The organism is Cryobacterium sp. Hh38 (assembly GCF_004403235.1).
In the GTDB taxonomy this organism is placed as follows: domain Bacteria; phylum Actinomycetota; class Actinomycetes; order Actinomycetales; family Microbacteriaceae; genus Cryobacterium; species Cryobacterium levicorallinum.
Window position 1 is genome coordinate 58,772 of the sequence record NZ_SOHD01000010.1, and the last position, 20,059, is coordinate 78,830.

17 protein-coding genes are annotated in these 20,059 nt (G+C 58.6%); 2 read left to right on the plus strand and 15 right to left on the minus strand.

Translation table 11 applies throughout. From position 1 onward, the window contains the following. Positions 1 to 18: 18 nt before the first annotated feature. Both E3T41_RS05550 and E3T41_RS05555 read right to left on the minus strand, forming a co-directional pair. Positions 19 to 1,173, minus strand: a complete 1,155-nt coding sequence (locus E3T41_RS05550) for a sugar ABC transporter substrate-binding protein (protein WP_092448160.1) — start codon at positions 1,171 to 1,173, stop codon at positions 19 to 21. Positions 1,174 to 1,342: 169 nt separating this feature from the next. Further along, positions 1,343 to 2,608, minus strand: coding sequence for an epoxide hydrolase family protein (locus E3T41_RS05555; protein WP_166787540.1), 1,266 nt, complete (start codon positions 2,606 to 2,608; stop codon positions 1,343 to 1,345). A 257-nt stretch (positions 2,609 to 2,865) separates the two neighbouring features. Between E3T41_RS05555 and E3T41_RS05560 the strand changes: the two genes are divergently transcribed. Together E3T41_RS05560 and E3T41_RS05565 are read left to right on the plus strand one after the other, a co-directional pair. Continuing rightward, on the plus strand, positions 2,866 to 3,813 hold the full coding sequence (locus tag E3T41_RS05560; protein ID WP_092448158.1) for a 3-keto-5-aminohexanoate cleavage protein: 948 nt from the start codon (positions 2,866 to 2,868) through the stop codon (positions 3,811 to 3,813). An 83-nt stretch (positions 3,814 to 3,896) separates the two neighbouring features. Further along, on the plus strand, positions 3,897 to 5,420 hold the full coding sequence (locus tag E3T41_RS05565) for an FGGY family carbohydrate kinase (RefSeq protein ID WP_134477659.1): 1,524 nt from the start codon (positions 3,897 to 3,899) through the stop codon (positions 5,418 to 5,420). A 66-nt stretch (positions 5,421 to 5,486) separates the two neighbouring features. Here the strand turns inward: E3T41_RS05565 and E3T41_RS05570 are convergent, their stop codons facing one another. The 13 genes from E3T41_RS05570 to E3T41_RS05630 all read right to left on the minus strand — a co-directional run bounded on the left by E3T41_RS05570 (position 5,487) and on the right by E3T41_RS05630 (position 20,022). Continuing rightward, complete coding sequence (locus tag E3T41_RS05570) at positions 5,487 to 6,212, minus strand: lipoate--protein ligase family protein (RefSeq protein WP_134477661.1); 726 nt, start codon at positions 6,210 to 6,212, stop codon at positions 5,487 to 5,489. An 83-nt stretch (positions 6,213 to 6,295) separates the two neighbouring features. Then, positions 6,296 to 6,943: a 2-oxo acid dehydrogenase subunit E2 gene (locus tag E3T41_RS05575; protein WP_198415579.1), complete on the minus strand. Its 648-nt coding sequence runs from the start codon at positions 6,941 to 6,943 to the stop codon at positions 6,296 to 6,298. Between the two features lie 26 nt (positions 6,944 to 6,969). After that, positions 6,970 to 7,842, minus strand: a complete 873-nt coding sequence (locus E3T41_RS05580) for a class II fructose-bisphosphate aldolase (protein WP_134477663.1) — start codon at positions 7,840 to 7,842, stop codon at positions 6,970 to 6,972. Positions 7,843 to 7,876: 34 nt separating this feature from the next. Then, the gene (locus E3T41_RS05585; RefSeq protein WP_370257139.1) at positions 7,877 to 9,523 is read right to left on the minus strand and encodes an FGGY family carbohydrate kinase; all 1,647 of its coding nucleotides are present in this window, start codon (positions 9,521 to 9,523) and stop codon (positions 7,877 to 7,879) included. Beyond that, positions 9,430 to 11,136, minus strand: a complete 1,707-nt coding sequence (gene glpD / locus E3T41_RS05590) for a glycerol-3-phosphate dehydrogenase (RefSeq protein ID WP_134477667.1) — start codon at positions 11,134 to 11,136, stop codon at positions 9,430 to 9,432. The genes E3T41_RS05585 and glpD overlap by 94 nt, the downstream gene beginning before the upstream one ends. 62 nt (positions 11,137 to 11,198) lie before the next feature. Beyond that, entirely contained in the window at positions 11,199 to 11,441 is a 243-nt protein-coding gene (locus E3T41_RS05595) for a biotin/lipoyl-containing protein (RefSeq protein ID WP_092448152.1), read from the minus strand. 37 nt (positions 11,442 to 11,478) lie between these two features. Then, a complete protein-coding gene (locus E3T41_RS05600) occupies positions 11,479 to 12,510 on the minus strand; it encodes an alpha-ketoacid dehydrogenase subunit beta (protein WP_092448151.1) in 1,032 nt (343 codons plus the stop codon). After that, positions 12,507 to 13,490 carry a thiamine pyrophosphate-dependent dehydrogenase E1 component subunit alpha gene (locus tag E3T41_RS05605; protein ID WP_198415578.1) on the minus strand — a complete coding sequence of 328 codons (984 nt, stop codon included), beginning with the start codon at positions 13,488 to 13,490 and terminating at the stop codon, positions 12,507 to 12,509. The genes E3T41_RS05600 and E3T41_RS05605 overlap by 4 nt, the downstream gene beginning before the upstream one ends. Before the next feature lie 116 nt (positions 13,491 to 13,606). Further along, positions 13,607 to 14,476, minus strand: a complete 870-nt coding sequence (locus tag E3T41_RS05610; protein WP_134477669.1) for an HAD-IIA family hydrolase — start codon at positions 14,474 to 14,476, stop codon at positions 13,607 to 13,609. Continuing rightward, complete coding sequence (locus tag E3T41_RS05615) at positions 14,473 to 15,987, minus strand: FGGY-family carbohydrate kinase (RefSeq protein WP_134477671.1); 1,515 nt, start codon at positions 15,985 to 15,987, stop codon at positions 14,473 to 14,475. The genes E3T41_RS05610 and E3T41_RS05615 overlap by 4 nt, the downstream gene beginning before the upstream one ends. Then, positions 15,984 to 17,432: an iron-containing alcohol dehydrogenase gene (locus tag E3T41_RS05620; RefSeq protein ID WP_134477673.1), complete on the minus strand. Its 1,449-nt coding sequence runs from the start codon at positions 17,430 to 17,432 to the stop codon at positions 15,984 to 15,986. Before E3T41_RS05620 ends, E3T41_RS05615 begins: the two co-directional genes overlap by 4 nt. After that, positions 17,429 to 18,472, minus strand: a complete 1,044-nt coding sequence (locus E3T41_RS05625) for an ABC transporter permease (RefSeq protein ID WP_134477675.1) — start codon at positions 18,470 to 18,472, stop codon at positions 17,429 to 17,431. Before E3T41_RS05625 ends, E3T41_RS05620 begins: the two co-directional genes overlap by 4 nt. Beyond that, entirely contained in the window at positions 18,469 to 20,022 is a 1,554-nt protein-coding gene (locus E3T41_RS05630) for a sugar ABC transporter ATP-binding protein (protein ID WP_134477715.1), read from the minus strand. Before E3T41_RS05630 ends, E3T41_RS05625 begins: the two co-directional genes overlap by 4 nt. Positions 20,023 to 20,059 lie beyond the last annotated feature (37 nt).

A 20,059-nucleotide genomic window follows, 5' to 3' on the forward strand; every position in this document is an offset into this window, starting at 1 on the left:
AACAGGCTGGCCGTAATACTACGACGTGGGCAGGACCTCTGGTCCGCCGCCGCCGACGAGAGTCGCCGGCTCGGTGTCCCACGGGCCAGTCTTAATGAGCTCATCAACGAAGTTAGCTGCAGCATCGGGACCGTCGTACTGAAGGTAGTCGTCTAGCGTGTCGGGCGTGACGCACTTGATGTCGAAGAAACTCGTGCGCTTCTCCTTGGGCAATTCGGACGGGACGATCTCTCCGGTCGCGGCCAGGTAGGCCGTGTAGAGGCCGATGGCGGAGGCCATGTAGCCGCGGTGGAAGGTTTCCCCGACAATGGCGTTGTTGCCGTAGCCGTTCTTCATCATTTCCACGGTGTCGGGGTACAGACCGTCGGAGGCGAACTTGACCTTGTCCAGCAAACCCGCGTCCTCGAAGGCCTGGATCGCGCCAAGCTGCATGCCGTCATCGGCACTCCAGACGCCGTTGATCTGATCCCCGTACTTCGCGATCAGGTCCTTGGAATTCTGGTTGGCGAGCTGCGGGTCCCAGTTCGAAGCCTGCTTCTCGAGAATTTTGATGTCGGGGTAGTTCTCACGCATCTCGGCTTCGAAGCCGGCGACACGCGTCGCGCTGGTCGTGCTGTCCTCCACGCCAGGGAACATGATCACGTTGCCCTTACCTCCCAGCGAATCACCGATTGCCTTAGCGTTGCAGCGGCCTGAGTCCACGCCAGCGTGCTTCTGAAAGGCCACAAAGTTGTCGCCCGAGTCCCAGGGCTCGAAGTCGTCGGGCTTGTTCCACCAGATCGATACGAAACCGCCGGCACGCTCCACGGCGTCCACGATTGTCGGGGCGTCCGAGCTCGCCACGGTGTTGACGAACATCACGACCTTCTTGCCCTGCGCCAAAATCGCCTGAATCTTTGAGATTTCAGTCTGCGACGAGCCCTGCGAGTCAATGATCTCGAGAGGAATGTCCAGTTTTTTGGAGAGGGCCTTCGCTCCCTCAATGTTGGCGATGAAGTAGGGGTTGGTGGTGTTGATCACGGATGCAACGAGGACTAGGTCCTCCTTAGCAATCGGCCCAGAGGAAGCCTTGTCGGCTCCGCTTGCGGTTGACGTGCACCCGGCGAGTGCGAGCGCAGCAACAGCCGCGAAGGCCGCGAGGCGGAGAACGCCGCGTTTGTTCTTGAGAGACATCTTTGACTCCTATATTTAGTTCTACTGCATTTTTATTCAGTAGATCGGTATTGATTCATAGTGACATTATGCGAGTGGACGTGCACATGCAAGAAGTTTTCGGTCAATGCCCCACACGTGACCGAACCGTTATAATTCGGCTTCGACGTGGGGAGCTCTTCTTGGGGCGTCAGCTCAGAGTTCGGAAGAAATCCCGAACGTCGGCCACGTAGATTTCCGGTTCCTCCAGAGGCGCGAAGTGGCCACCGCTGCTGTGCACCCGGTACTGCTGGAGGTTAAAGTACTTCTCCGTCCAGGTTTTCGGCGGCTTGTAAATCTCGCCCGGATAGATCGAAACCGCGGTCGGCACTCCCACGACGGGGACCCGGTCATGACTGGGCGTCCACGGGTTCCCGCGGCACTCCCAGTAATACCGGGAAGACGTTCCACCTGTTCCCGTGAGAAAGTACACCGCGGCGGTCGTGATCAAGTCTTCCTTAGGCCAGACACCCTCGAATGCCTCCGTGCCGCTACCACGTTCCGCGAGGCCCCAAAAATACCGCTTCTCCGTAATCCAAGCCAACTGGGCGGCCGGGGAGTCGGCGACGAGCGCCGCAAGCGTCTGTGGCTTCGTCAACTGGAGCTCCCCGTAGCCGCTCTCATTCTCGACGAACAACTTGCCGCGTTCAAACCAGCCTGCTTCGTCAGTCGAATATTCGCTCGAAGCCGGCAGTCCCAGAGCAGGGTCGTACTCGACACCCTCGGGCTGGTCGGGATGCTCCGCGAGGTAGTGCGACAACTGAGCGGGAAAGTGCGTGTAGACGCCGATGACGTCGGATTCGTACTTGTGCCCGTGCTGCTGGGCGATCAGCGCCCCCCAGTCCCCCCCAGCGGTGGCATAGCGCTCATACCCGAGCACCTGCTTCATCAGGACGTTCTCGAGATCGGCGGTCTTCCAGAAATTCCACCCCGTCTCCGTCAGTGGCGAGGAGAACCCGTAGCCGGGCAGAGAGATGAGAACCACATCGAACGAATCACACTCCTGACCGCCGAATTTCACCGGGTCGGTCAGCGGCTCGATGATTTTGCGAACGTCCCAGAAAGTCCAGGGCCAGCCATGGTGGAGAAGCAGCGGCTTCGGGTTTAGGCCCTTGCCGCGCACGTGGATGAAGTGGAGGGGAACGCCCATCAGGTCGACCTTGAAATGTGGCAGCTCGTTCATCCGGCGCTCCACAGCACGCCAGTCATACTCATTGATCCAGTAGTCGATAAGAGTGCGGTGATACTCGGTGTTGTATCCGTACCGCCAATCTTCGTTGGCGAAGTCTTGCGGAAAGCGTGTCCGCTTCAGCCGCTCCATCATGTCGTGAAGATCTGCATCGGGGATACGGATCTCGTACGGACGAACATCAAAAGAATTTGACAATCTTGAACCTCCTTGTTCAGTGCAGGACACGTGTCGGATTTTATATTCAGCATTTGCGTGTATATTCACTTTACATCCCGACGGGGTATATGTGGCGACGAATCGTGCCAACTGAGAAGTTGCGCTCGTTCGTCTATTCATGCGGTTCGGCGAAAGGCTGGTCGACTCGAAGTTGAGCTCCAGCACCTGCGCTACAGTCTGCGGACGGGAACCGAACGTCGTTGTTCGGCTTTGCGAAGGCATCAAATCGCTGCACATGCAGCCCTCGTGAGAAAGAGAAGTGAACCATGGGCACTGCCCTCGACAAATATGCAGATATGAAGCCGAACTGGGATTATCCGGTCATCATCGAGTCTCACATCAACGGCATCCGCACGAAAGAAATGAACCCGAACACCCCAATTTCTTACGATGAAATTGCGGAAGATGCTATTCGGTGCTGGGAGGCCGGCGCGGGCGCGATCCACGCACACAACACCAGTTTCGATCTCATGGGCAAAGACGCGTACAAGGACTACATGCGCACCTGGGACAAGGTGCTGCAGAAACATCCCGACATCACCTGGTACCCCACCACCTGTAATAACCTTCGCCTCAAGGGAGACGAGAACGGGCTTCAGCACGTACCCTTCCTCGTCGAGAACGCAAACGTTCGAATCGCCTGTGTCGACACCGGGCTCACGCTCTTCGCTACAGAAACGGATGCCGATGGTTACCTCATCGGCCCCGAATTCGGTTTCAACTACGAGCGCGTTGCCAGCCAAATCAGGATGCTGCGCGAGCACAATACCCCCATGGTCTTCGGCGTCTACGAACCAGGGCACCTCCGGCACGCCATGCACTATGTCAACAACGGGCTCTCCACGCCCGGATCGATGTGGGATTTCTACCTCATCGGAGACTATGGTCTGACCGCTACGAAACCCATCGGAACGAACGGCATGAAGCCGACTCTGGAGAGCTTGTATTACTACCTCTCGATGATCGAGGAAGCGAAGGTCAAGCACCCCTGGTACATCTCGATCTGGGGCCAAGGGGCACTCGACGACACCTCGATCCTCCGCAGGGCCATCGAGCTCGGGGGCCACATTAAGACTGGACTGGAACTCTTCTACGATCCGGCCCGCAACCCCACGAACCTTGAGCTGCTTCAGCAGGCCCAGGAAATCGCCCGTGAGGTGGGCCGCCCCATTGCAACCCCGGACGAGACCAGAGCTCTGTACAAAATCAAGTAATTCACTTCCGGCGAATCTTTGACAAGTTGCACACGTCATGTGAGCCTTGGAAACTTGCATTCAATGATGAATAGGTGTTCAACATGTCACCCAGCACCAAGATTGTTCTCCCGGCAATTGTGGCCGTGGACCAAGGAACCAGCTCAACGAAGACAATCGTCGTCGACGGAGAAGGGCGAATCCTTAGTCGTGCTTCCGTCAAGGTATCCCGGGTAGATGCCCGACCCGGCTGGGTCGAACAGGACGCTGAGGAAATAAGGTCGAGTGTTATTAGTTCGATCACTGCGGCACTCGCAGGGCTGGATGGTGACGTCGACATTCGCGGAATCGGCTTGAGCAACCAACGCGAGTCGGCCGTTGTCTGGGACCGGGAGACCGGCAAGGCGCTTGGCCCCATGCTCGGCTGGCAAGACCGTCGAACAGCAAGTCGGGTAGCGGAATACGAGGATCTGGGCTGGGGCGACATCGTGCGCCACAAGACAGGGCTCCCGCTTGACCCCATGTTTTCGGCTCTGAAAATCCAATGGCTGCTTGACCAGATCGACCCTGATAGAACCGCTTCGATGGCCGGTCGTATTGCAGTAGGGACCGTGGACTCCTGGCTTGTTCATTCCCTTACCGGGGAACATCGGATTGAACTCGGCAACGCGAGCCGCACTCAACTATTGAATCTCGAGTCAGCGAGCTGGGATCTCGAGCTCCTCGAGCTTTTTCAGATTCCTCTCCGGTGCATGCCGCGTCTCGCGGCATCACACGAACCAACTGACCCCATTGTGGGTGTGCCAGTGCTGCCTGCGGATACTCGGATTTACGCAGTACTGGGCGATTCTCACGCGGCTCTTTTTGCTCACGGGGTTCGAGGCCCTGGACAAGTCAAGGCGACGCATGGCAGCGGCAGCTCGGTCATGGGATTGCTCCAACCGGGCGCGCCAGACCCTGCCGACGGGAGGGGTTTGGTGCGCACCATCGCGTGGGCCACCCCTGATCCGGTATACGCTTTCGAGGGCACAATTCTTTCCACCGGCGCCACGCTCCTATGGTTGGGTCAGTTGCTGGGAATGGGCCCCGGACAGTTGAGTGCAATCGCCCAGACAGTTTCCACGAGCCAGGGTGTGGACTTGGTACCTGCTTTTGCAGGCCTGGGTGCCCCTTATTGGGACGAGAAAGCGGTTGCTGTGATTTGTGGGTTTGGTCTTGGAACCAAACCCGCTGAGCTGGCCCGTGCAGCCTTCGAATCGGTGGCTCTTCAGACGGAAGCTCTATTCGAGGCCGTCGAACAGCTATTGGGTGCACGAATAGAGACCGTACTCACCGATGGAGGTCCGTCACAGAACGATTGGCTCATGCAGCTGCAAGCAGATTTTAGCCAACGAGACGTCATTCGTAGCAATATCGCGGAGCTCTCAGCTACCGGGGCCGCCCATTTGGCGGGCATCTCGTCGGGGTTATGGAGCGCCGACGAATGCGCACGACTCCCCCGCGAAACCTCAGTCTTCTTTCCCGGCATGGACCCAGTGCAATCTCTCGTACGCAGAGAACGCTGGCGATCGGCTGTCGCCCGCTCCCGTGGGCGTTCTGCCGATTACCTACCGAGCGACGAAGAATAAAATTTCAAGCTGACCAATGCCACGCCAGAAGCAACGACTGTTTCGCCCCCTGAATTCATTCGTGGATCATGATTCCAGGCGATTCGCTAAGACGTGATACTGAATTTCGCCGCTCCGATGACCAGCAAACGCCCGAACGATGGACTCGGTAACATCGCCGGCGGTCATTCCGCTCGTTTCAGAGAGCACCGACCCGAATGTGCGTTCGTTCCAGGCGAAGTCGAGCTCACGGTTTACCGCGACCAGAACGTCGATGAGTGCACCAGTTTCAGCGACGGGAATTGAGGCACTCATGAGGCGTGCGCCACGTGTCACGCGTTGCGCCGTCCCCACGAGCTTTACCTGGCCGCGGGCATTAACACTGTAGGTTCCGGGGCAGTATTCGCCCGGCACGGGACCCACCCGCGCATCCACTCCCAACTCTCGCAGGACATCAGCGAACTGATTCCCTACCGTCTTGAAATGAGATTCGTTATCGAGACCTCCGTACGCACCATCTTCAACGTTCACGAGATCAACGACTAGGCATGATTCATCGTACGCAACCGCTCGTCCTCCGGCGGGTCGTATGACAGGCGTGAATCCATGGCTGGCAGCTGCGCTCACCGCAGCAGGGAATCCAGGGAGCAAGCTCTCGCGACGACTGAAAGCAACGGTCGGCTCCGGCTGGTAGACCCGAACCAGCCGGGGGGTTTCTGGGTTCGCCGCGACGTACTTGAGCATTCGCAGAGATACGTCCAGATCCCCAGCTGCGCCGTGTCCGACGCTGTGAGTGACGAGCAATGCATCCATACGTGATTCTCGCAGATTGGCTGGTTCCGGGCCGCGAGTCGTCACTCCAGACACAGACGACTCATCCGAGCGGCGGGAGTTGGCTAAACGGCAATCGGAGTGGTGAGGGCATCACTGAATGCCTTCAGGAAAGTTGCGCCGGTGGCTCCGTCTACTGAGCGGTGGTCACAGGTCAAGGTGAACTCCGCGATCGGTAGCCACTCGCCACCCGCCTCGGTCCAGACGTGTCGTTTCTTTGTGGCTCCGACAGCGAGGATCGCGGACTGCGGAATGTTAAGAATTGCATCGAATCGATCGATTCCCATCATCCCGAGGTTGGAGATGGTGAAGGTTCCGCCGGTGATGTCGTCCCTGACCAGGGTTCCTGTGCGGGCGCGATCGACAGCTTCACGACGGCGTGCCGCGATCTCTGTCATGGTCAGGCGATCAGCACCGTGGATTACCGGCACCGTGAGGCCCTTATCGGTGGCCACGGCGACGCCGACATTCGCCTCACTAAAAACGGTCACTTCATCGTCACCGACGTAGCTGTTAAGTGCTGGCACTGCAATAAGCGCCTGAGCTGCTGCTGCGACCAGGACGTCCGTGACGGTCGCTTCCGGCACAACCTGCTTTACCTTCGAAGCTTCCGTCATATCAATCTCGATGGTCAGGTGGAAGACTGGCGCTTCCCACGCCGCTACCATACGACGTGCAGCTGTGCGCCGGATCCCTTTCAGCGGCGTTGTCACTCCGACGGGCGCAGCCGTTGTGTCGCTCATGCCGTGACTGCCTGGGCGAGATTCTGGTTCTGCGATCGATCTGCGCAGCCGAACTCGCGCATCTTCTGAACGGTGGCTTCGATCATTTGACGCCGGCCTTCAGCCATTCCGTCTTCTAACTGACGATCGCCTAGTGCCCAGGTTTCTTCTATCCCGCGGCGGAAGGCATGACGCAGGTCGGTGTCGGCATTGAGTTTGTTAATCCCCGCAGCGATCGCAGCACGAATGTCATCGAGCGGAACGCCGGATGCGCCGTGAAGGACCAAGGGGATGCCGGTCACGTCGCGAATGCGTGCAATGCGTTCAATGTCAAGGGGCAACGGCTCCGTAGCCGTCACACCGTGCATAACCCCGGCCGAAATTGCCAGAAAATCGACCCCGGTTTCAGCGACGAAGCGTTCGGCTTCGTCCACGCTCGTGTAGAAGTCCGGCCAGTTGATGGCCGTATTCGCATCCGGGATCTTGCCCAGTTCAGCTTCCACCGGAACGCCAAATGAGTGACAAACTTTTACGACATACTTCGTGGCTTCGATATTGTCTTCAAAGTCCAGGTGGGAGCCGTCGAACATGATGGAGTCAAAGCCCAGCCGCAGGGCTTCGAAAACTTCGTCATACGTTCCGTGGTCAAGGTGAATGACGGCTTGGGCGTCTGATTTGCTCAGTTCGCGCTGTGTCATCCGAAATGATTCGGCGAGACCCATGTGTGGCACTACCGCGCGCCCCACTTGCATGAACACAGGGGCATCCGCCAATTCGGCCGCCTGGAGCAGCGCCTGTGTTGTCTCGACGTTGTGCATGTTGAAACCGCCAACGGCGTAGCCTCCGCGACGGGCGCTTTCAACTATTTCTGCCGGGTCAAATTTGCCCATGGTCATTCCTCTTTCGTTCGTGTTGGGGATATTTTTAGCGCGCAACCAGCAGCGGCTGGTTGTCTGCGGGAAGTATTTGTGAGGAGGGTTTGCGAAGGGGCAACCCGCGGGCGGCAGTGACAGCATCCTGCCAACCGGCGTAGAGCTCCTCACGCCGCGTCTCGGACATGGCTGGCTCAAATACACGCTCGACTCGCCAGGACACAGCGATGTCGTCCGCCCCGTTCCACAGACCAACGCCGGATCCAGCGACGTGCGCTACGCCGAGGGCAGTGCGTTCGAGTCCATGCGGTCGATGCACGGCTATGCCGAGGATGTCTGCTTGAAATTGGCAGAGGAAATCATTCGCAATCCCCCCACCGTCGACTTTGAGGGTGGGTATGCGCATACCGCCTCGGGCTAGGGCGTCGATGTTGTCGCGAGTTTGGTAGGCCATTGCCTCTAGGGCCGCCCGGACGACGTGCTCAATGCCAGTTTCTAGCGTGAGCCCAACAATCGCACCCCGAACGTTCCGGTCCCAGTGCGGGTCGCAGAGTCCGGCAAATGCCGGAACAAAGTACACGCCGCCATTGTCGGGAACACTGGCAGCAAGCGCTTCGCTGCTTTCCGAAGAATCAATCGCCCGCATTTTGTCGCGAAGCCAGTGCAAAGTTTGACCGCTATGAAAAACGACGCCCTCGGCTTCATAGGTCGTTCGACCGCCAAGCGTCCACGCGACGCTGCTGGTCATACCGTCAACGATTAGGGGTGCATCGCCGACGTTGACCGTGAGGACACCCGCCGTTCCATAGGTGTTCTTCGCGGATCCGGCTTCCAGACATGCCTGGCCAAAGAGTCCGGCTTGCTGATCCGCCAAAATGGCCATTACCGGAACACTCGCCGCGTGGCCGCCCGGCAGCACGGCAGCATCTAAATAGCCAAAACAGGAGTCGGATGGCACGACTTCAGGCAGCAACTCCATCGGGATACCGTACGCAGCGCACAACCATTCGTCCCACTTGCATTCGCCAATATTAAACAAGGCGGTACGCGAAGCCGAACTGGGATCCGTCAGGTGGGAGCGCCCACCGGTGAGATTCCATAACAACCAAGTTTCGACGGTGCCAGCGGCTAGTTCTCCCAGCTGCGCCCGCCTTCTCACATCTGGCACGTGCTCGAGGAGCCAAGCCAGCTTGCCAGCCGAGAAGAACGAGTCGTTGCGCAGCCCCGTCCGGGCGCGGATTTGCCCATCGAGGCCGTCGGCTGACCACCGAGCGACGATGTCATCTGTCTGCTTCGACATCCACATGATTGCGTTATAGACCGGCTGCCCGGTTTGACGGTCCCAGATGAGGCAGGTTTCACGGTGGGTAGTCACGCCGACCGCGGCAATGTCGGAAGCGGTCACGCCTGCCTGGGCCATGGTTCGGTCCATGGCCCCCTTCGCAGCGTTCCACAGGTCCCACGGGTCAAGTTCGACCCAACCCGTAGAGGGGAAACGTGCCTTAATCGGTGTCGCGGATTCGCTTACGATTCGACCGTCAGGATCAACGAGTATCGCTCGCGCGCTGCTGGATCCTTCATCTAGCGCAAGAACATAGCGCTTGCTCACGTGGTTTCCCCTGAACCGGTGCCGGCCGCAGCAATACCATTCGACTGCGATTTCGGGGCGCGGCCGGGCACAGCAAGATGTTCCAGCCACTTCTCGTAGCCGGCAATTTCCACCGCGCGGCGCTGGGCGTCCCAGCCCAGAGTCTCGCCCAAAATGTCGGCTGCCCGAGATACCGAAGCCAATCCGTGACCGGGTTCAAAAGCGATGAGGGTGCGTCGTGCATACACGTCCGTCAGCGACTTGGCCATTTCATACTTCACCGCAAAGACCAGCTCTGCCGCGATCGCATTCGACAGTGGGTCGAATTTTTCGCCGAGCGAGGCATCCGCCCTGACGAGATCCAACACGGAATCCGCGCGAACTCCGTAAATTTTCAGGAGTCGCTTCTTGGTTTCCCGGTCCAGGCCAGGTGCAGCGATAAATGCCTTCTGAAATTCCGGCCAGTTCGCCACGCGTGCGCCGGGTAATGGCATATCCCGCGTGCTGGTTTTCGTTCGTGGTCGACCCAGGCTGCGGTACGTGATATCAACGGCATCTTCGGCCAGCTGACGGAACGTGGTCAGCTTGCCGCCAACGACGGAGAACAAGCCCTTTCGCCCAGTACCAGCGTGGTCATGAATGACGTGGCTTCGGGGGATCTTCCACTCCGGCACCCCGGGGGCATACGGCAGCGGACGCACCCCGCTGTAGGTGAAGAGGATGTCGTCGACGGTGAGCTTCGCCTGCGGAATGAGTGCGTTCACCTCGGCGAGGAGGTACTCAACCTCATTGGACTCCGCACGCGCGGTTCCCGGCTCGTCCTCGTACAACGCGTCGGTGCACCCGATCAAAAAGCGCCCCATCCACGGAATGACCAGAACAAGGCGGCCGTCGGACTGAGACTCGTAGTAGACCACGTCAGTGGGCGCGCCGTCGAAGGCGTCAACAATAATGTGGCTGCCCTTTGAACCACCAATGAGCTGCTTCTCAGTCTGGGCGAGATTGGATTTTGGCGTGGCATTCAACACCCAGTCCAACCAGGGCCCCGCCGCATTCATAACCACGGAACCATAGATTTCACGGCTTTCACCGGTCGCGGCGTCGGAGTAGCGCACGCCGGTTACGGTCGTACCGCGCGACAGGAGCGAGTCCACCCTGGAGTGTGTCAGGATGACGGCGCCATCTGCCTGCGCGGCGATGGCGAGCTCAACGCACAGGCGTTCGGCGTATTCAACCTGGCCGTCGATGAACAGCGCCGCACCGCCGAGCCCCTTTTTTTCCATTCCGCCAAAGCGCGCGAGCACTTTCTCGCGGGACAGGATGCGATGATTCGGCGGCGTTTTATCAAACGACAACACGTCATAGGCGATCATGCCCAGCCGGATCAACCATGCCGGACGCTTATTCTTTGCGTAGAACGGCATGAGCAACGGAACGGGACGGACAAGGTGGGGCGCCAGTTTGAAGAGGCGCTCTCGCTCCTTGAGCGATTCGCGCACCAAGGCAAAATCCTTGTGCTCGAGGTATCTCAGACCACCGTGAATGAGTCGTCCAGACCACGCTGAAACACCGCTGCACAAGTCGTCTTGTTCAACCACGGCCACACGCAGGCCGCGGGAGGCGGCGTCCCGAGCTATGCCAAGGCCATTTATCCCAGCCCCGATCACAATGAGATCAAATGGCACCACGGGAAGTGGCGACGCTTGTATTTCTTCGTTCGACATGAGTTCCTTGCTGTCTTTCGTAGAAAGTTGGCCTGACTGCGCACCCCGCCCGCCCGCCATGGTTAGTCCGTCTCGATGACCGCGATAACGGTGCGAACCGGAACGGTCTCACCCTCCGCCATGAGGATTTCGATGAGCGTTCCAGTAGCCGGCGACTCGAGAGATTCTTCGACTTTTTCCGACTCGATGTCCGCGAGAGGCTCGTCTTCTTGAACCTTGTCTCCCACCTTCTTGAGCCACTCAACGATGGTGCCTTCACTCATTCCCATGCCCCACTGGGGCAACAGAACATCCACTCTAGCCATGCGATTTCCTTCTTTTCTTAAGCGCTCGTGCGGTAAATCAGCGGATGATTGACGCTGATGTAAGTGCAGGTTCCAGATCGAGAACACGACGAATCGCGGCGGCGATGGTCAGTCGTGTCGGATACATCTGGCTCTCCAACGACGGGCTGAACGGTATCTGCATGTCGGGAGCCGTAACGCGAACGATCGGCGCTCGAAGGGCGTCGAACGCGTCCTCAGCCACGATGGCGCTGATCTCAGCGGCGGCACCACACGTGCGGTGGGCGGGCTCGGCAACGACGAGGCGACCAGTTTTTACCACCGAACGGACTATGGCGTCCCGATCGAGGGGAACAAGCGTGCGCGGGTCGATAATTTCCACCGAAACGCCTTCGGCGGCAAGATCCTCTGCTGCAAGAATTGCCTCCGGAACGGAACCTGAAATGGCGACCACGGTCACGTCGGTACCTTCACGCACAGTGCGAGCGACACCGAGGGGTATCCAGAATTCGTTGTCGTCGACCTCTTCCTTCGTTCCCCACAAGAGACAGGCCTCGAAGGTAAGCACCGGGTCGTCGGAATCGATTGCGGCGCGAAGCAGTCCCTTGGCATCTGACGGGCTCGACGGCGCGATGATCTTCAACCCTGGCACGTTCATGAACATCGGGTACGGGCGGTCAGAATGGTGAGCTCCCGTATTCATGCCATAGAACATGGCGGAGCGAAAGACGACCGGCATAGAAGCCTGTCCACCAAACATGTACCGGTTCTTGGCCACCTGATTGACGAACTGGTCCATGGCCATGTACAGGAAGCTGGAATAGGAGAGGTCAACGATTGGCCGCAGGCCGGTCATAGCGGCGCCCGCGGCGGCGCCAACAATTCCCTCTTCCGAAATTGGAGTGTTTCGGATCCGGTTCTTTCCGTACATCTGTAGGAAGTCACCCTTGTCGCTGCGGGACTTTCCGCCACCGGTGGTGCCGTAAACGTTTGCTTCGACATCCTCGCCGATAATGACGACGCGTTCATCAGCGTCCATGGCTTCGCGTTGTGCGGCGCCGATGGCGCCCAAGTAACTCATTACACTCATGCCGCTACCTCCTTGTCGGTATAGAGATCGTCAAAGGCTACTGACGGATCGGGGTAAGGACTTTGGTTGGTGAACTCGACGGCAGCATCCACCTCGGCGAGAACATCGGCTTCGAGTTCGTCCAGCTGTGCCGGATCGAATCCCTGGCCCTCAAGGTACTCGCGGAACATAACGATGGGATCTTTGCTGAGCCAGGCGGCGCGCTCGTCGGCGTCCCGGTAGTCCGTCTTGAGACGAAGGCCTTCGGAGTGCTCGTTGTAGCGGTAGGTCACAACTTCAACGAGCGAGGGGCCCTCGCCAGCACGAGCGCGATCGACCGCTGCGCTCACTGCTTCATACACGGCGAGGATGTCCTGGCCATTTTCGACCCGGATACCCGGCATTCCGAAGCCGGCCGCACGCTCGGCGATGACGCCGGACGTAACCGTGTGCGCGGGAGTGCTCAGCGCATACTGGTTGTTCTCGCATAGGAAGATCATGGGAAGCTTCCATACGCCAGCGAGGTTCATCGACTCGTAGAGGACGCCCTGGTTGGCTGCCCCATCTCCGAAGAACGCGAGAGCAACCTTGCCGTTGTTCAAGACTTTCGACGACAGCGCTGCGCCGGTGGCGATAGGAATCGAGGAACCGACGATTCCCGACTCGCCGAGGCTTCCCACGGCGAAGTCGGCCAGGTGAAGGGAGCCGCCCTTGCCCTTGCAGACTCCGGTTGCCTTGCCGACGAGTTCGGCCATTAGCGGACCCAGCGGTGAGCCTTTGCCGATCGGGTGGCCGTGGCTGCGGTGGTTCCCGGACATGTAATCACCGTCGCCGAGGGCCATAGTCGCCCCGACGACCTGAGCTTCTTGACCAATGCTGGTGTGCACCGTGCCGGGGATGTGACCGCGCTTGACCATCTTCGAGGCTCGCTCATCGAACGCTCGAATCCGCAACATGCGCCTCTGCATCTCGAGCAGAGTATCGCGTGACAAATCTGCCATCGGAACCGCCTTTCACCAACGCCTGCGTTGGACTCAACATCCAGAGAGCCTGAATATATATACTGCCTGTGATTGACTATTCTACGCGGGTCTATGTTGGCGACGCAAGGCGACCGCTAGATATTCCAACCGAGTTCGTCTCGAAGCTGGGTCGGAATCAAATGATCGACCCGGTCGAGCACAAAGGATGGTCGCTGATCGCTCTCACGCTCTTCCACCATGGCGATTGAACTGTCGCCGGTGAGCACGAGGGCGGAATCCATGACCGCGTTGAGAGCCATTTGAATATCCGTGTACAGACGGTCGCCGACCATGATGCAGTCACGGACATCCATTTTGAGCGCTTCGGTCACGGTGTCGATCATGATCTGATCCGGTTTGCCCGCATTGGCCTGACTCTTGACGCCCGTGCACGCCTCGATCGCTGCGACAATGGCCGCCGCATCGGGCTGGCCGCGGCCGCCGGGGAATGGGCAGAATCGATCGGGATTGGTCGTGACCAAGATGGCGCGACCGAATTGCCAAATGGCGTCGAAAGCGATCTGAAGCTTTCGGTAATCGAACGTGCGGTCGTAGCTGGCGATGACGATGTCGATCTCTTGGGGATCTTCGGACATGCGAATTCCGGCGTTCCCGAGGGCCCGAATCAGGGGTGCTTCCGCGATGGGGAAGACGACCGCCCCCGGATGCTCGCGCTTCAACCAAGCCACAATGCTGACCACAGAATTAATCACGTCTGATTCGTTGATCTGCAATCCCAGACGCGCAAACTTTTCCACGTACATTTTGGGGTCGAGCGTTGGGTTGTTCGAAAGAAAAACAGTGCGGCTTTCCCGTGTCTGCAGATACTCGATCAGCCGCTTCGCTCCGGGCAGCAATTTATCGCCCAGGTAGATCGTGCCGTCGAGGTCAAATACATAGGCCGGATAGATCCGAAGCGGCGAAGTGCATAGTTCTTCCACGCCGGTCTGTGTGGATGTGCTCATGTCATGGCATTCTTGAGAGCTGTAAATACCGGGCGTACCGATGGGTAGATCTCCTGATAGACCGTGTAGAAACGGTCATACGTTTGCGACAACTCCTCGTTTGGATCGAACCGCTCCCCGAGAGAAGTCATGGCGGAACACGCGGCTCGAACCGACGGATAGAGCCCGGCCCCGGCCGCCGCGAGCATCCCAGCACCCAAACACGTGCTCTCCTGTTGCCCCGATATCACGATGGGGCGCCGCAGGACGTCCGCGAGAATCTGGCACCAGAGTGCGCTTTGTGAGCCGCCTCCCATTGCCACAACAACTGTGATCGGATCGGACAGGCCAAGTTCAACTCGATCGAAACAGAGGCGAAGTTCATAAGCGAGTCCCTCCAACACCGCCCGATAAATGTGTGCTCGAGAGTGAATACCGGTAAGGCCGAGGATAATTCCGCGTGCATTGTGGTCCCAATAGGGGGTAAGCGCCCCGTTCCAATACGGGACTACAAGCAGACCACCGCTACCCGGAGCGACTTGCACGGCTTCGCGCTCCAGTCGCTGTTCTATTGACTCCGTTGATCCTGCCGCATCAGGAGATTGCTGCACGAAAGTGTCAATGAACCAATTGATCACGTAGGTTCCAGCACCAATAAAGGATTCGAACGTAAAGGTGCCCGCAATGGGGCCCGTTAACGCCCGGTATGCCGAATTCGGGGCATAGATGTCGCTGTAGGTACCGGCGACCAAACCGGTACCGAGATTGAGGTACGCCCGACCGGGTTCAATAATTCCCGCACCGAGTCCGGCGGCTTGTCCATCTCCAGCACCCGCTACTACGCGCAGTCCGGCCGGCAGTCCGAGCGCAGATCCAGCGGATGCGCGCAGTTCGCCAAGAACCGTCCCTGGCGGGAAAAGGGTACTAAGTTGGTTTCGGTGAAGTCCAACTTGGGCTACCAATTCATCGTCGTAGTCCGCAGTGTTCAGGTTCACCAGCCCGAGCGGATCGGCACTCGCCACCGAAGTTCGCCACTGATCCGTCATCTTGTGCACGAGGTATCCGTGCACGTCGACGACGTGTCGAGTCTGACGCAGCGTTTCAGGTTCATGCTTCTGCAGCCAGAGCAGCTTATAGAACGCTGGCGTGGTGTTCGGTGGCTTTCCCGTAACGTCGTGCACTCGTTGGGTACCTGCAGATTCAACTTCCTCTGTTGCCCGGGCATCCAACCACAGCATGGCGGGGCGAATGGGTTCTCCGAAATCATCCAGACAGGCAAAAGATTCACGCTGGTGAGTAACGCAAATTGCGGCGATCCGTTGTGTATCCAGGTTTCGTACAGCCTCGGTGACGGCAATGCACATTGCACTCCACCACTGACGCGGGTCCTGCTCGCCGTAACCGATGGACGGAATGCTGAGGTCCAAGGTAGATCGACCGTCACCGACGAGTTGTCCCGCAGAATCCCAAATGACACATTTCACACCGGTGGTGGAGCAATCCACGGACACCACCAGGTCCTGTTGTTTCATAAGCCGTGTGCTACCGCTGCGCTGGCGGCCCTGGCGATGACGAGGTCAACATCGTCAGCAGTCCACCAACCGTAGAAAAAGAGCAAATCCACGACGGTGAATCGATCGCGCATGAAAAGGCAGTTTAGGACGGCCCACTTCCAGACATCTGCCGTTACCCAACCGCCCAGTTGGTCCGGCCGTGCTGGCGCACCGGCAATGCGTAGTCCCCGAGCGAGGGTATCGGGCGCCGGCAGCGATCGCGAGAATTCGCTCTCGTAGTCTTTCCAAGACTGCATGACCGTGACCGCAGTCTGCTCGTTCTGGCGCCAATTGGCCAGTTTGGCACTATAGCCCGCCCAACACTCAGTGCCTTTTTCACCCGTTGGGTCGCACCATTCGAAGGCGGAGCGCACTCGCGCCTCGAGCTGCTCGTCGCTTGGAAATTTGAGCTCTGGCGCACCGCCTCGAAGGCGTTCAATCAATAATTCCCACGCCGCGGCACCGATCAGGGAAGCGACTCCCACTTGCGCGCCGTGCAGACCGATAGGCAAGCCGTGGGATCCCGAATACATGTCGAGCATGTGGCTAATGACGTGCTCAACCCCAGACAGGCAGGCGGTCGAGCCGGCAACTCCGGTACCAATACCACGGATAGCCAACACACGCGTGAGCTGCTCGATCGATGCACTTTCACCATCGGCCAGGCCGTTCGCCCACTCGCTCACATCACCAGCGAAAGCCAACAGCAGGTCACGCGGCGTTTCGTGAAAAGTGGAGTCGAGGCCGAACAAGGAGGCGAGGTGCCAATCTGCAGGCGCAGTGTAGAGAGACAAAACCTCTCCGAACCCGGCGGTGTTCATCGCCGACGGCGCTCCGGCGATCGTTACCGTGTCGGCCAGAACGGCATTGGGCCAGCGGGAAGGGACCGTGCGCTTTACACCATTTTTGAGAATGACGGATACGTTGTCCGTGAAGCCGTCGACCGATGCTGCTGTCTGCACAACTACCAGGGGAATGTCGCCATTTCGCTGGGTGGCCACCTTGCCGATGTCGGTGATCGTGCCACCGCCAATTGTTACGACGCAGTCCGCCAAGCGAACGGCGTCTGTCGCCATATCAAGCGACTGTTCGTTGGCAAGTAAGTGAGCATCGTTTCCCAGCACAAACTTCTCAACGTTGAAGTCAGCGGAGAGGAGGCGCGCGATTTTGGATTTTAGGTCTTCGCCATCGCGCAGAATCATGGTCGAGTCGACCAAGATGATGACCTTGGCCCCCGCGCTTACCCGACCCGCCAGGCTCAGTTCCTGCTCGACTACCTCGTGGATTTTGTCCGTGGCGTGCGGCGAAATATCGAGGAGGCGCAGACCCAACGGAACCAAGGCATCCGCTCGTGGTGCACTAGCAATCACTTGACGTAGGCCATCCAGATCAGTGGGGTCGGTAACGTTCTGGAATGAACTCATGATTTTTTCCCGCTGGTTCGTCGATCCGTCATGACTGCGGCAACGATGACGAAGCCGACAACGACGGGCTGAAGGTTGGGAGATACGTTGAGGAGTGACATCCCGTTGTTGAGCACTCCGATGATCAGGAGGCCGACGAAAGTGCCGAGCATGCTCCCGGAGCCGCCAGACAGGCTCGCCCCGCCGATTACCACGACGGCGATCACATTAAGCAGATCGGCGACTCCAGCGGTCGGCTGGGCGGAGTCGAGCCGCGATGTAACGAGGAGGCCAGCAATCGCCGCGAGAATCCCGGCAATCACGTAAACGGCTATTTTGGCCCGTCGGATCGGCAGGCCCGAAAGTCGTGCTACCTCTTCATTTCCACCAATGGCGTAAAGCGCTCGACCGCTCGGCCGATACCGGAGCCAGAATGCCGTAATGGCAAAGATCAGAATAAGGACAATTCCCTGAATCGGGATGCCGATGAAACTGGTTGAGGTAATCGCCAAGAACCACTGCGGGAACCCGTTGACCGGGTTTCCATTCGTGAGGAAGAGGGCGAGGCCCGCAGCCGCAGACATCGTTGCGAGTGTGGCGATGAACGGCTGAAGCTTTCCATATGCAGTCAGAAGACCATTGATCAATCCGATCAATGCGCCGACAACCAGTCCGCCGACGAGGGCAATTTCAAAGGGGAGCTCGGCAACTCGGAATAGCCACGCCATCGACATGGAGCTCAAAGCCACCACCGAGCCGACGGAGAGATCGATGCCCCCGATGATAATAATCAGGACAGCACCAACCGACATCACGCCGATTGCTGAAACCTGGCTCAGAATATTGAGCAGGTTGCGCGGTGTGAGAAAAAACGGCGAAAGAAACGAGAGCGCGATAAAGATAATGATGAGGCCGATAAGTGGACCAGGAACACTGCTCATAACCGAGGCAATCCTGCGGCCAGCGGTAGATTTCACCGTTGCGCTACCAACTTCGGATGTCGCAGAGGAGGCTCGATCCGTCGGGTCGGAGATACGGGGCACGTCATTAATTTGAGTCATTTAGATTCACTTCTTCCCTGTGGCAAGCTGCCGGGTTGATTCTGGGTCCGTGCATCGTCACTGGAGTCGCTGATCAGTGCGAGCGCCATCACGGCCTCCGGGGTGGCCTCCACGCGGTCGAGGATGCCGCGTTGCCTTCCGCCGGACATGACAAGGACACGGTGCGAGAGGCCGAGGACTTCTTCTAGCTCAGAAGAAATGACGATGATGGCAACGCCCTGTTCGGCCAACGATCGAATCGTCTTGTAGATGGCCATTTTTGCGCCAACATCTACGCCGCGAGTTGGTTCGTCGAGAATCAGCACACGCGGTCGCGTGACGAGCCATTTTCCGAGGAGGACCTTTTGCTGGTTACCCCCCGACAGCGAACCAACCGGAATGTCGAGCTTGCTTCTAATGTCGAGAAATTCCCGCTGCAGATTCGCTGTCGCGTTGACCGTGCGCACGGTCATTATTCCACCCGTTGTAAGACTGGGCTCCCAGGGCAAGGTGATGTTTTCGGCGCCGGTGCGGTCCAGGTTAAGACCCTGACCCTTGCGATCTTCCGGGACCATAGCGATGCCGACATTAATCGCTGAACGCGGTCCGCGGATTTTGACGGCAGCACCGTCAACCAGGATCTCCCCGGCGTCATGTCGATCGGCCCCGGCGATCGTTCGCACCATCTCGGTGCGACCAGCGCCGACGAGGCCAGAGAACCCCAGTATTTCTCCACGATTTACCGCAAAGTTAATTCCCTCAAAGACGCCGGTTCGACCGAGCCCGCGCACTTCGAGCGCAACCTCAGTGGTGGCGTCTTTGGGCGCGAGGTGACTAAAGACAAAGTCTCGGCCAACCATTGCTCGAACAATGTCTTCTTTCGAAACGTCTCCCGTTTCCCAAGCGGCTACCCGCTTACCGTCCCGCAGGCACACGACTGTGTCTGCGAGGGTGCGAATTTCTTCCAACCGGTGGGAGATATAGACGATTCCAGCGCCCTGGTCACGCAAAATACGAATTTGGTCGAACACGCGCTCGGTTTCGGACTCGCCGAGGGAAGCAGAGGGTTCGTCAAAGATGATGTATCGCGGTTCGCGAGTTAGCGCCCGCGCAATTTCGATTTCTTGCTGGGCTGCTATCGACAAGCCAGCCACTTGACGCCGGGGATCGGTGTCAGAGCCAAGGAGCTTAAGAATGCTCCGAGACTCTTCATTGATTCGCTTCCGGTCGACGCGGCCACGCCGCATCGGGAGCCGTCCGAGAAAGATGTTCTCGGCAACGGAGAGTTCAGAAACCATCCTGATCTCTTGGTGGATGAGCGCCACTCCAGCTTTGAGAGCATCCGCTGGAGTTTGTGGATCGTAAATCTCTCCATCGATGGTCATTGTTCCGGAGTCGGGACGCACCATTCCAGCGATGATGGACGACGTCGTTGACTTTCCCGCCCCGTTTTCACCGACCAGCCCGAGCACGCTGCCGGGGGTCAGGGAGAGGTCCACGTGGTTTAACACGAGGGTACCGCCGTAGCTCTTGGACAGCCCGACGCACACCAAACCCTCCTTCGGGCCCATCCCGACGGATTCCGCTCCCGTCGAATGCAGGGTGTCG